This is a genomic window from Allomuricauda sp. R78024 (genome assembly GCF_044596045.1).
Lineage (GTDB): Bacteria > Bacteroidota > Bacteroidia > Flavobacteriales > Flavobacteriaceae > Flagellimonas.
On record NZ_CP138995.1, the window covers coordinates 1,385,354 to 1,398,696 of the forward strand.

Below are 13,343 nucleotides of genomic sequence, written 5' to 3' on the forward strand. Positions count from 1 at the left end.
AAAGCCTTCATTTACAACATCATCGTGATACTTTAATCCATTTGCCCTTATTCCGAGCATAAGCGGTATTGTCGTACATAGCTTCAACCTGGGAGCCAGGTAAATAATAGTCACCCAAAAAGGAAGCATTCAGTTTTATGGTAAAAGTTTTGGCCTTCTTTGCACCTAAATCAAAATAGAAGTTAGTCCTATCATCACGAGTATCAATATAATCGGCCTTGCTAGAATTTGGGTCACCTCCACCTGCATAGGATGTATTCACAATTTCCCATCCGCTTGGAACAATCTGTGTCAATGCCAAGTTATCATAATAATCATTGGTGGAGTTGAAAACGGTCAACTGTGCTTGTAACTCAGTTCCTTGACGAAGCTCAGTTACATTAATAGAATTTCCAACAGCATCAAGATACTTTACAGATAATGTTAGATTTTGCTGTTGCGCCAATTCTTGACCCACAGGTAGTTTTCCAGTTTGGGTAAGCGTGGCATAAATGGTATTGCCTTGATTATTTTTGATAAGTATCTCACCTTTTGCTGAGGAGATTAAAATACTTCGTTGCGCAATAGCCCTGTCTGTTTTTACCGCTACCTCTTTTCCGCTGTTGGTAAAAGTCAAATCAAGGGATTTGCCCCCATTTTTTGCAACCATTTTAGCCATGGACAATAAAGCAAATGCGGTCTCTTGGGTGCTATACCATCTTTGTGAGGATAGGTTTTTTGCTAATGAAACAGCCAATTCTCGTTGTTGGGAGTCTCCAAGTATGACCATAGTTTCCAAAGCCATTACCCTATTCCTGAAAACCGAACCATAAGTTCTGTAATTATAGGAATTAGGTGTAAAATTGACGTTTGCGATTTGTGCGAGTTTTTGTGCTACTTCCTTTTTGCCCACTAACGCATAAGCAGCTGCTAATCTCCATTTAGCTTCATTACTTAGATTTTTGGATTCACGCAATCTATTCATAGCTGCCAATTCTGGCTGCTGTGCTAAAGCCAAGGTGTACAGACGATATGCTTGGGCAATATCATTATTGTATCGAGTACTTTGATTGCTCCATTGACGAGCCGTATTTTTTTGATAGCGTAGCCAATTGCTCAAAAATGTCAACGGTAGCTGATACCCTTTTTGTTTAGCTTCCAACATAAAATGTCCGGCGTATGATGTCCCCCAATCATTGGCACTTCCATAACCAGACCAATAGCTTAAACCACCACTTGGTACTTGAAAATCATTCAGTCTCTTAATGGCCGCTTTTATATTTTTTTCAATTTCCTTTTTCTTGTCAAAAGTGATATCTAGTACTTCTGCTAAAAACAATTGTGGAAAAGCTGCAGATGTAGTTTGTTCTACACAACCATGGGGATACTGAAGTAAGTACTCCATTCTTTTTGAAAAGTCCATAGGGGGAAGGGTTGAAAATTCAACAAATGCTGTGTTGGTTCCTGACGTTCCAAAGGTTTCAAAAGAAATGGTCTCTGATTGATTTTCGGTTATCGTATACAACGCACTTTTGGTAGTTATTGGATTAGGGTTTTCTACATCGATTTCAGTTTCGTTGCTTGCGCTTTCACCGTTACCAGATGCTGTGACTTTTATGGTTTGAAATGATTTTGTTGGATTTACCTTAAAATCAAAATTCACAATTTGCTCGCCAACGGAATTGAAAACAATATTTTTTGATGTAGGACCAATAGGTTCCAGAGCTTTTCCTGCATCAATTGAAACCTTTACATTTTTAACCTTTTTTTCCATTGCGAAAACGGTAACGGGAATGGTCACTTTTTCTCCAGGGGATAATTTTCGAGGTATTGAAGTCAATACCATCAATGGTTTCCGAACCGGGGTCGCTTTTTCGGCATTACCATAAGCACTGTTCTCGCTTCCAGCTACAACCATCGTTCGCACAGAACCTACATAGTTGGGCATTTCAATGGAGTGGGATGCTTTTTCACCTGCTTTTAAGGTAAACGGACCTAAATAGGTAACAACAGGCTTAAACCGTTGTGCTTTTCTATTTTTAGCTCCCTCACCAATTCCACCACCACCGATGGCATAAATGTTATCTACACTGATGGAGTAGGCACCCATGACATCGTCAAAAATATCAAAAGTCTTTACGCCCAAAGCTTGTCTGGCATAGAACGAAGCATGAATATCTGGGGTTTTGAATCGTGTTAAATCCAATAGACCTTCGTCAACAACTGCCAAGGAATAGGTCATTGACTTTTCATTGGCCTCCGAGACGGTCACCTTAAAGGATTTTTCCGGTTCCAGAACTTCTGGCATTTTGAGCTCAGGCTTTAAATAAGTAGCTGGATTTTCGACCAATAGAGGTACAACGCCATACAAACGAATGGGTAAATCATTTACGACTTGTCCGTGTGGTTGCAATAATGATATGTTGATGTAGGCATTGGGCGCCATGTCTGCAGTAATGGGAATGGTTGCTTTGGTCTCTTTTGCAGAGGTTTCAATCCATTGCTGTGATAAAACTTCAGAACCATTTTCAATACTTAATAGAGCTCGCCCTCCTATATCTGATGGAAAAGTAACTACTGCCTGATCGCCAAGTGAATACTTTTCTTTATCTGCTGAAAAAATCAAAATTTTTGAACTTTCCGTATCACCAGATGCTGGTCTTCTCCACCAATTTCTATAGAAATAGGCTGTTCTTCCGGTAGCATGGCCAGAATCTTCGTCAATAACACGGATCAGAAAGCGCCCTCCGTCATCATCAGGAATATTCACTTTAAAATTTGCTTTTCCATCAGCTCCAGTTATTACCGACATTTCCTTAAATGGGCGATGTACTGTTGCATTTTCATAACGGGAAAGATTGTCATAACCACGATTCCACCACCAACGCCATTCTATTTTATATATTTTGACCTTCAGTTTTCTATTAGCTTCTTGTTTACCATCTGCATTTACCGAAATCACATCAAATGTTGTGTTCTCATCGGTTAAAAATGAGCCATACTGTCTTGCTTTTGGGGAACGCAATCCTACAAAATGTGAAAAAGGCGCTAATTTTTTGGAGAAAACATCAATTGAAAAATCACCGCCTCCTTCAAATACTTTGGTAGTGAAAGTGGCCTGTAACATACCGGGGGCATTGGTGTTAGTATTGATTTTTTGGTCAATATTGAGTAGCCCCTCTCCATCCAGTTTTGAAGAAATAAATTGAAGTTCCGTTTCATTAAAGGTCCGAACGGGATCTTGAAAAACATATCCCTTATGACTAGGAAATGCATTGGACGCTTGCTGCAATTTAGCGTTGATATCAATTTTTAAATTCCTAGCAGGTGCGCCATGTAGCCACTGTACTATGGCTTTCCCTTTGTTATTTTGATTAGCTTTTAAAACTTCATCTTCAAAAGCAAAATCAACCTTCAACCTATTGGGTTTAACGGTAGCAATTTTTAGGCTTTTGTTGAATTGTGCTCCACCAACAATGATTTTGGCGTTCCAAGTTCCTGTGGGCGAAGTAGTTTTTGTAGGGATGGGGAAGTAATAAAAATCACCCTCTTTTTTGGCATACAATCCATCAGCAACAGGTATGGTACCATCTTTAAGTACATTTCTTTGCACTAATTTTCCTCGTGCATCATTAACTTCTATGGTTACGGGGTGGCTTGCAGGTAATGGATTTGCTTTATCATCAAGGACAAAGGTAAGATGGACAGGATCGCCAGGTCGGTGCACGCCTCTTTCCGTATAGATAAAACCTTGCAGCCCACTTTGTAATTCTTCTCCGGAAACATCAAACTTACTTAATGAAAGTGCATTACCGTCCGCAAGTTTTGCATAGGCAAAATTGTTGTTCTTTTCGGCAACCGCAAAAGCAATAGATGCTTCTCCATCGTAAATTCCAAATCCAGAAGCATCCGTTGTTACTTCTGCCAGAAGCTGCTGCTGAAAATTATACAATTTGATATTTGTATTTGCTTCGGGGTTTGTGGTCAAAAGATTCGTTGTAGCAAAATGGTAAGAACGATTATTTCCTTTTTTTACAATAAGTCCCAAATCACTTCCTAAAAGATTTGTTGTTGCAATTCTGTTTGCATTATAATAAGCTTGGTGGCAAGGGTTATCTTCTTCTTCCCAGTTATAATTGTAGTTTCTCCAATAATAGATCTCATTGTCCCAATAGCGTTCTTCTAAAACTTCATCACTTAGATCTTGGGAATCAGTATTATTTGATGCATAATTTTCTGTTTCATCTTCGGAACTTTCTGAACCTATACATTCATAAGAAGTATGTTCTTTTTGAAAACTGAACTCTATTCGATATAAGGACCCGGGATTGACTTTTATTAATTCTGATAAATCAAGAGCATGCGCCTTCCAAAAACTTGTGTCATCATCCTTAGTTTCTGTAAGTGGAATTACTTTGTAAGCTACTCTGCGTCCCACAGGTCTAAGGTCTGAGTTGTATTCTTGTGTAAGGTTGCTGTTTTGGAGGTATTGCAACATATTATTTTCAAAAACCTGTATCACCCGTACTTCGACAGCAGAAAGGTTAACGGTTTCAAAATAGATGGGTGTTGATGTGGCGTTTGGTAGAATTGTACCTTTTGAAATTAACCGCACATTTGGTTTTAACTGTTCAAAAGAGACCAATTCTGAAAATGATTTTTTAAGTGCGTAACCATATTCACTTTTAATGCCTTCAAATGCATTAACACGTACTTGACCCATTATTCGGTTTGAAGGGTAGACCTTCAAAACATTTCCGTTGATTTCATATCGCAAACTTTGGGCATTTTCAATGGTGACCAACCCATTCAGATTTTGATTCTGTTTCAAGGGATCTGAAAAATTAAGGGTCAAAGCAGCGTTGGGGGCTGTTGAGGTTTTGGCATCTATGACAATAAATTTGTTTAATCCAGGGATTGCATATTTTTCAGAGCCATTATTATCTGCACCAATATCTTTTCCGTTCCAATTAATGATTAGCTCAGTATCATCTGTTTTGCGCGGAATACTATCAATTTTGAAGGTGAAATACCTAGCGTCTTCACTTACATTGTCCCATTTTACTGGAACCTTATTCTCACCTTGGGCAACGGAGAGAACACTATTTATTTTTTCAGCACTCAGAATATCAGAGGCTTCTAAAGTACCTGTTAGGTATTGCCAATTTTTACTATGGGATTGTAGATTCCCTAAATTGATTTTAAAATTTGGAGTAATCGTTTTAAAACTAAACGTATAGTTTTTGAAATCACTTTTAATATTCTCAAAAAACTTACCCAGTGAAAGATTAACAACGTATTCCGTATTGGGTTTTAAATATTCTGAAGGTTGAAAAGTTAGTTCTCTTCCATTTTCAATAGCCAGTTTCCCTTCAACTTTTGGTGTTATTTTCAAGTATTCTGTTGGGAGTTCTTGAGCAAGCTCAAACTGATTCAGTTGTTGAGCTAAGACAATAGTGATAGGGGTGGAAATACTTTGATTTCCATTGGTATGATAACTAATATAATCCTTGAATTTAAATAGGTTATCCGTATCAGCAGAGTCTGTCTTCTTTTTACAAGAAACTAACAAAACAAGTATGGAAATAACTAGGACTCGAACAAAACGTGACATGCCAAAAGGAATTAATTAAACTAATAGTTGACCATGACTAAGATAGCTTAAAAATAGGTGGAGGGGCATTGAAAATTTATAGGTAGTTCGTATTGATTTACGAATGGTTTTTAGTTGATGGATGGAACGTTATGAAACATTTATGATTTACATTATCACATTTAATACCAAAAAAGATAACTTGAAATCGTTAAACAACCTAAAAACGAACATCATGCGAAATCTTATTCTTTTATTATTTACTGCTGGTATTTTTTTTACTGCAAATGCTCAAGAGTCTGACTATCAACTTGTGGAACAAACTTTGAATTATTACATGGAAGGTGGTACCAATAATGATTTCAATACTTTAAAAAAAGCATTTCACGAAACTGCCACAATGAAATACATTACCAAAGAAGGTTATAAGGAGGTAAATGCATTGGAGTTTTTTTCGGGCATGGATGCCTCAAAACCAAAGTCAAACAGAAAAAATAGAATTGCTGAGATAACCATATCTGGTCATGCAGCTAATGCTCGCTTGGAGTTGGAGTATGAGAATTTCACTTTTGTCGACTATATGAACTTGTTAAAGGTTGATGGTGAATGGAAAATTGTAAGCAAGATTTTTTATAAAAGAGTAGATTGATTCCTTCTTTTCTACGGAACAAAAACGGTGACTGTAATAGGTAAGGTGCCTTGGTTTACGAATTCACCCTCAATTCCAGTTAGGGATATGTCATCCGTGCCAATGTATGGACCACAACATTCGTCTCCTTGTATAAAAAAGGCGGTTAAAGTGAGGTTGAATGGGTTTTCATCCTCTATCGTTATTTGATAACCAAGGTCTCCAAAATGGTTGTTTTGCAAATGAAGAACCAGAAGGTCTTGATTTTCAAAGTCCTTTTGGAGTTCAAAATCCACAATGTTAGAATCTAAATCCTGAATGTTAATTTGAGACGCTAGATAGGTACCATTGCTAATGAGGTTTTCTCCGGTAGTTTTGTCTATAACTTTAAAGTATATCGAATTGTCAACGGATAGGCAATCTACAAGAGAGCAGTCAACTTTATCATCTTCCTTACAGCCTAAAAAAGTGTATAAAAGAAGGGAAGAGAAAAACAACCTTTTTAAAAGCATAGTATTGGGTTTTCCAAAAGATGGGGAACTTGATCAAGTGTTGCGTTTAACAATTAAAACTTAACATAATCCACTAAAAACTATAGATTACCAACCCCCAGAGGCACCACCGCCTCCAAAACCGCCTCCGCCGAAGCCGCCACCAAATCCTCCAGATCCAAAACCACCTCCTGAAGAGGAACCGCGATATCCACCACGTCCCATATTGCTGAGGATAATCATGTCCCAGATATCCATGCCTTTATTTTTACCACCTCTGCCACCTTTGTTGTTGCGGTTATTTCTTCTGGAAAGAATAATGATGATAATAAGAAAGATGATAAAAGGCAGTAAAGACTTTAATGAAAACCCTTGGTCACTGCCAAAAGTGTGGTCTTCTTTAAATTCCCCATTTAATACTTGAAAAATGGCATCAGAACCTTTATCTAATCCGCCGTAATAGTCTCCTTTTTTAAATTCGGGAATAATAACGGATTCTATAATGCGCTTAGACATAAAATCCGTTAAAGAACCTTCTACGCCATAACCTGTGTTGATGGCTATTCTGCGGTCATCCCTTGCCAGAAGAACAAGTATGCCGTTGTCTTGGTCCGCTTGGCCAATGCCCCATTTTTGCCCCCATTGTGCCCCTAGGAAATTAATGTTCTCTCCTTCTGTAGAGTTGATGATAGCAACTACAATTTGCGTGGAAGTACTATCGGAGTACCGAATTAGTTTTTGTTCTAAAGCTTTGCTTTGGGGTGCGGACAACAGGTTTACATAATCGTAAACACTGGTTTGTTTTTGCGGCTTTTCAGGAATAGTAAATTGCCCCCACCCTAGAGAAACACAGAATAGGGCAATAAGAAAACTAACCTTTTGATATGGCATCGCTCAGTTCATTGGTATCATTATGGTTCCAAGGAAAATGAGCTTCTAGTTCTTTTCCAGCTTTTATCACGCCTTCTACAATACCTTGCTTAAAATGCCCTTGTTTAAAATGGGATGAGATAAGGTCTTTTGTAGTATCCCAGAAACCTTTTGGAACAGCACGGTCAATACCACTATCTCCATAAATAACAAACTTTTTGTCATCAACGGCTACATAAAGTAAGACGCCATTTTCTTCTTTGGTATTATCCATTTTAAGAAAGTGAAATACTTGTTGCGCCCTACTAAAATGATCTATTTTGGTAGTTGCTTCAATATGTACCCTTATTTCTCCTGAAGTGTTTTTTTCAGCCTCGAGAATGGCTTCAATAATTTCCTGTTCCTCAACAGGGGTCAAAAATTCCTCTACGTGCGACATGTATCTAATTAAAATCGAAGTTTACATCTGGCGCATTTTCAGAACCTGGATTGGAACTAAATAATGCAACTGGATCAAAATTAGCAAGGCTGGCAATAATATTGGTTGGGATTTTTTCAATTTTAATATTGTATTCTCCAGCCAAATCATTGAATCGGTTTCGTTCTACATTGATTCGGTTTTCAGTGCCTTCCAATTGTGATTGTAGTTCCAGAAAGTTTTGATTGGACTTTAAATCTGGATACCGTTCCACAGTGACCAAAAGCCTTGAAAGCGCAGAAGATAGCCCTGTTTGCGCTTGTTGAAACTGAGCTAATTGTTCCGGAGTAATATTATTGGCATCTATAGTGGTGGAAGTTGCTTTTGCACGTGCTTCAATAACATCTTTTAATGTGCCTCTTTCAAAATCCGCAGCTCCTTGAACCGTTTTCACCAAATTCCCAATTAGGTCACTTCTTCGTTGATATGAGCTTTCTACATTGGCCCACTGCTTTGTAGACTGTCCTTTCATATCAACAAGTGTATTGTTGGTTCTTACATACCAGCCGCCAAGTAATACAGCAATCACAATAAGAATGATGATGGTAAGAATACCCTTTTTCATGTTCTTGTTTTTAGTGTTTATAGTTATGTTATAGTTGTTCTTTAATTTTTAGAAGTTCGGCCTTTACTTTTTGCAGTTTTTGGACCACTTCAAAATTGGAGAGGGTTTTTTGTTTTTCTTCTTTCAAATGGATTTTTGCTCCTTCCAGGGTAAACCCACGTTCCTTTACCAAGTGGTAAATCAATTGCAAATTTGTAATATCCTGTGGAGTAAATTTTCGATTGCCTTTGGCATTCTTTTTAGGCTGAAGCACATCAAACTCTTTTTCCCAAAACCGAATCAGAGAAGTGTTCACGCCAAACGCTTTGGCTACTTCACCAATGCCGTAATATCGTTTTTCAGGAAGATCTACATGCATTAATCCAGTGATTGGTTCTCTTGGTTGGCGAATTTGAGCATATTTTCAAACTCTTCCGCCGTCAAACTTCCATAATAGAAGTTAATAGGGTTGATGCGTTCTTCATCTTTAAAGACTTCGTAATGTAAATGAGGAGCTTCTGAACGCCCTGTATTGCCTACAAAGCCTATTAAATCGCCTCGCTTTACCTTTTGCCCTTTGCTAACGTTGTATTTACTTAGGTGGGCATATAAAGACATATAACCATACTCGTGGTCTATTCTAATATGTTTGCCATATCCTGAAGAACGGTTGTCTGCACGTTTAACTGTTCCGTCACCGGTTGCATAAATTGGCACACCTCTTGGTGCGGTAAAATCCATGCCCCAATGCATTTTTCTAGCTTTGGTAAACGGATCTGAACGCCATCCATAACCAGATGCCATTCGGGTTAAATCTTCATTTCTTACAGGTTGTATCGCTGGAATGGCCGCTAAAAGCTTTTCCTTTTCTTCGGCCAATTTGGCAATTTCATCCAAAGACTTGGATTGAATGACCATTTGTTTTTGAATAATATCTAAACGCTTTGTAGCATTGATAATGATTTCAGAATTGTTAAAACCTTCCAAGGAATTGTATCTGTTTATACCACCAAAACCAGCCTTACGTTGCTCTTCAGGTATGGGATTTGCTTCAAAATATAACCTATAGATATTGTTGTCCCTATCTTCAATATTGGCTAAAACCTGCTCCATCTGAGCCATTTTCCTTGTCAAGATTTCAAACTGAAGCTCATAATTATGAACCTCACGATCTAAAGAAAGCTCTTTAGGAGTGTTTAACCAATTTGTATTTAAAAGTACAATAAGGCCAATAAGGCCAAACAAAGCAGCTCCTACTATGAAAAAGAAGAGATTCCGATACTTTTTGGACTTTTTAGGTTCAATCTTCCTATATGAAAGTGTATCTGGATCGTAATAGTACTTAACTTTAGACATGAAGGGATTTTATCCTATTTTTGCGCATTCTTTTAATCAAAACAAACAAATATAAAAATTGTTTTGTATAAAATGTTAAATTTAATAAAACCCTAGCAATTACAATGACATCCCAAGAAGTTAGAGCTCAGTTTTTAGACTTTTTTAAAGAGAAAAAGCATAAAATAGTCGCTTCTGCCCCAATGGTCATGAAAGATGACCCTACTTTGATGTTTACTAATGCGGGAATGAACCAGTTTAAGGAGTTTTTCTTAGGGAACTCCATTCCAAAATCCAAGCGAGTTTCAGATAGCCAGAAATGTCTTAGGGTTAGCGGTAAGCATAACGATTTGGAAGAAGTGGGCAAGGACACCTATCACCATACCATGTTTGAGATGTTGGGGAACTGGAGTTTTGGAGATTACTTCAAAAAGGAAGCAATACAATGGGCATGGGAGTTATTAACCGAAGTTTATAAAATTGATAAGGACAGTCTTTATGTTTCTGTTTTTGAGGGAAGTGATGATGCAGATAATTTGGAAATGGACAAAGAAGCCTTTGAGCTATGGAAGGCCATTGTTCCTGAAGACCGAATTATCATGGGGAACAAAAAGGACAATTTTTGGGAGATGGGAGATCAAGGCCCCTGCGGACCTTGTTCGGAAATCCATGTAGATATACGATCAAAAGAAGATAAAGCTAAAGTTTCAGGTGCCTCTTTGGTAAACCAAGACCATCCTCTAGTAGTGGAAATATGGAATTTGGTTTTCATGCAATACAATAGAAAAGCCAATGGACTGCTTGAAAATCTACCTGAAAAACATGTTGATACTGGAATGGGCTTTGAGCGTTTGTGTATGGTTTTACAAGGCGTAAAGTCCAACTATGACACGGATGTATTTACCCCATTGATTCGCGAAATAGAAACCATCACTGGTCGTAAATATGGTAAAGATGAGGAGACGGACATTGCCATACGGGTTGTTTCTGATCATATTAGAGCCGTTGCATTTTCCATAGCAGATGGGCAATTGCCGAGCAATACAGGTGCAGGCTATGTAATCCGAAGGATTTTAAGACGAGCCATACGCTATGGGTTTACCTTTTTGGGTACCAAAAAACCATTTATTTACCGGTTGGTGAAAGTGTTGGGTGAAACCATGGGTAAAGCCTATCCAGAACTTCGTGAGCAGTACCAATTAATTGAGAATGTTGTCAAAGAAGAAGAGAATTCGTTTTTGAGCACACTGGAACAAGGGTTGGTGCTGTTAGATTCGGTTATAAAGTCTTCAAAAAGTAAAACGATTGATGGGCAAAAAGCTTTTGAATTGTATGATACATTCGGATTCCCCATTGACCTGACTGCTTTGATTTTAGAGGAAAAAGGATATCAATTGGATTCCGAAGGTTTTGAAAAAGCTTTGAAAGTACAAAAAGACCGTTCCAGGGCAGCTTCCGAAGTCTCTAAAGAGGATTGGACTGTACTTTTGGATGATGCTGAACAAGAATTTGTAGGTTACGACAGTCTTGAAGCGGAGGTAAAATTGGTGAAATACCGAAAAGTAAGCAGCAAAAAAGAAGGAGAACAATTTCAGTTGGTCTTTAATCTCACCCCATTTTATCCCGAAGGAGGAGGTCAAGTAGGAGATAAGGGATACTTGGAGGCTGCAAACAGAGATGTTATTTACATTATAGATACTAAAAAAGAGAATAATGAAATAGTTCATTTCTCTGAGAATTTACCAAAGGATGTTTCTGGAACATTTAAGGCTACAGTAGATAAAAAACAGCGCTGGCGAACGGCCAGTAATCATACGGCAACCCATTTGTTGCACCAAGCCTTACGTGAGGTTTTGGGAGCACATGTGGAGCAGAAAGGATCAGCAGTACATTCTAAATATTTGCGATTCGATTTTTCGCACTTTTCCAAGTTGAGTATAGAAGAACTTAGAAGTGTTGAGAATTTTGTGAATGCACGAATAGAGGGTCAGTTACCATTTGAAGAACATAGAAATATGCCCATTCAAGAAGCGATGAATCAAGGGGCAATGGCATTGTTTGGCGAAAAATATGGGGACACTGTGCGCACGGTTCGGTTTGGGCAATCCATTGAGCTATGCGGAGGTACCCATGTAAAGAATACAGCGGATATTTGGCACTTTAAAATAGTATCGGAAGGAGCTGTTGCTGCTGGGATAAGAAGGATAGAGGCCATTACATCAGACGCCGTAAAAGAGTTCTACTTTAAGAACAATAGAATGCTTTTTGAGATTAAGGACCTACTAAACAATGCACAAGATCCAGTAAAAGCGGTAACAGGACTACAGGAGGAAAACACTGCGCTTAAAAAGCAAGTGGAGCAACTGCTCAAAGATAAAGCCAAAGGACTTAAAGGCGATTTAGTTGCAGAACTAGAAGAAGTAAATGGGGTTCAATTTTTGGCCAAAAAAGTTGATTTAGATGCCAATGGAATTAAAGATCTGGCTTTTGAAATAGGGGGTCAGTTTTCCAATCTATTTTTATTGCTTGCGGCAGAAAATGATGGAAAAGCACTGTTGTCTTGTTACATTTCCAAAGAATTGGTGTCCAATAGAAAATTGAATGCAGGGAATGTCGTTCGCGAATTGGGTAAATATATTCAAGGCGGTGGAGGTGGACAGCCCTTCTTTGCTACCGCTGGAGGTAAAAATCCTTCAGGTATTCCAGATGCTTTGAAAAGAGCAAAGGAAATGGTCAATCAAATGGAATAGCGTATGCGATTTATTAAACTTGGAGAAATCAATTGGAAGTACATTCTTAGTGAAATCTTCTTGATTTTTGTAGGGATAAATCTTGCTATTTGGTTCAATGATTGGAATTCTTCAAAAACGGCAAATGCCAATATCGAAATTGCTTTGGATAAAATAAAAGGCGAACTCAATACCAATTTAGAGCAGCTTGCAGAAAATAGGACAAACAATCAAGAAATCACTTTCTTCCTTGATGCTATTAAGGCAATACAGAAGGAGAATTCAGGTAAGTTATTGGTTTCGCCAAAAACCATGAGTGCCTTTGAAGATAAATACAAGGATTTTTTCACGGTAACCGATTCCACTTATGTTGACACAGATTTGTACAATTATGTGGGGGATACCTACATCAACCTTGATATTACAGAACTGAGCAGAATTGCATGGGAAACCTCAAAATCTACAGGAATATTTCATGAATTTGGGTATGAATGCCTTTACGAATTAGAGGGCATATACAATACCCAGAATTTGGTTCAAAATGAGATTGATAAAGCCACGGAAGCTTTGCGAAATCAATCTATTGATGATTTGGGCCGAATTTTAAAATTTGTGAACCAGTTGGAAATACAGCTAGAATCTCAATACAAAGAAATGATTAAGGATTTAGAAAATTGCAGATAGTTGAACGGATAC

10 protein-coding genes are annotated in these 13,343 nt (G+C 38.0%); 3 read left to right on the plus strand and 7 right to left on the minus strand.

Annotation, left to right across the window (positions count from 1 at the left end):
• Positions 1-19: 19 nt before the first annotated feature.
• Entirely contained in the window at positions 20-5,593 is a 5,574-nt protein-coding gene (locus SJY44_RS06135) for an alpha-2-macroglobulin family protein (RefSeq protein WP_396591698.1), read from the minus strand.
• A gap of 214 nt (positions 5,594-5,807) precedes the next feature.
• Here SJY44_RS06135 and SJY44_RS06140 point away from each other — a divergent pair, with 214 nt between their 5' ends.
• Positions 5,808-6,221 (plus strand): nuclear transport factor 2 family protein, encoded by a 414-nt coding sequence (locus SJY44_RS06140; RefSeq protein WP_396591699.1) that lies wholly within the window; start codon positions 5,808-5,810, stop codon positions 6,219-6,221.
• A gap of 11 nt (positions 6,222-6,232) precedes the next feature.
• Here the strand turns inward: SJY44_RS06140 and SJY44_RS06145 are convergent, their stop codons facing one another.
• The 6 genes from SJY44_RS06145 to SJY44_RS06170 all read right to left on the minus strand — a co-directional run bounded on the left by SJY44_RS06145 (position 6,233) and on the right by SJY44_RS06170 (position 9,939).
• A complete protein-coding gene (locus SJY44_RS06145) occupies positions 6,233-6,712 on the minus strand; it encodes a hypothetical protein (protein WP_396591700.1) in 480 nt (159 codons plus the stop codon).
• A gap of 87 nt (positions 6,713-6,799) precedes the next feature.
• Positions 6,800-7,582 carry a TPM domain-containing protein gene (locus SJY44_RS06150; protein WP_396591701.1) on the minus strand — a complete coding sequence of 261 codons (783 nt, stop codon included), beginning with the start codon at positions 7,580-7,582 and terminating at the stop codon, positions 6,800-6,802.
• Positions 7,563-8,000, minus strand: coding sequence for a TPM domain-containing protein (locus tag SJY44_RS06155; RefSeq protein WP_396591702.1), 438 nt, complete (start codon positions 7,998-8,000; stop codon positions 7,563-7,565). The genes SJY44_RS06150 and SJY44_RS06155 overlap by 20 nt, the downstream gene beginning before the upstream one ends.
• 4 nt (positions 8,001-8,004) lie before the next feature.
• Positions 8,005-8,604: a LemA family protein gene (locus SJY44_RS06160; RefSeq protein WP_396591703.1), complete on the minus strand. Its 600-nt coding sequence runs from the start codon at positions 8,602-8,604 to the stop codon at positions 8,005-8,007.
• Positions 8,605-8,632: 28 nt separating this feature from the next.
• On the minus strand, positions 8,633-8,962 hold the full coding sequence (locus SJY44_RS06165) for a MerR family transcriptional regulator (RefSeq protein WP_396591704.1): 330 nt from the start codon (positions 8,960-8,962) through the stop codon (positions 8,633-8,635).
• Positions 8,962-9,939 (minus strand): M23 family metallopeptidase, encoded by a 978-nt coding sequence (locus SJY44_RS06170; RefSeq protein ID WP_396591705.1) that lies wholly within the window; start codon positions 9,937-9,939, stop codon positions 8,962-8,964. Before SJY44_RS06170 ends, SJY44_RS06165 begins: the two co-directional genes overlap by 1 nt.
• A 104-nt stretch (positions 9,940-10,043) precedes the next feature.
• Between SJY44_RS06170 and alaS the strand changes: the two genes are divergently transcribed.
• Positions 10,044-12,668 carry an alanine--tRNA ligase gene (gene alaS / locus SJY44_RS06175; protein WP_396591706.1) on the plus strand — a complete coding sequence of 875 codons (2,625 nt, stop codon included), beginning with the start codon at positions 10,044-10,046 and terminating at the stop codon, positions 12,666-12,668.
• Positions 12,669-12,671: 3 nt separating this feature from the next.
• Positions 12,672-13,331 (plus strand): hypothetical protein, encoded by a 660-nt coding sequence (locus SJY44_RS06180; RefSeq protein WP_396591707.1) that lies wholly within the window; start codon positions 12,672-12,674, stop codon positions 13,329-13,331.
• The last annotated feature ends 12 nt before the right edge of the window (positions 13,332-13,343 follow it).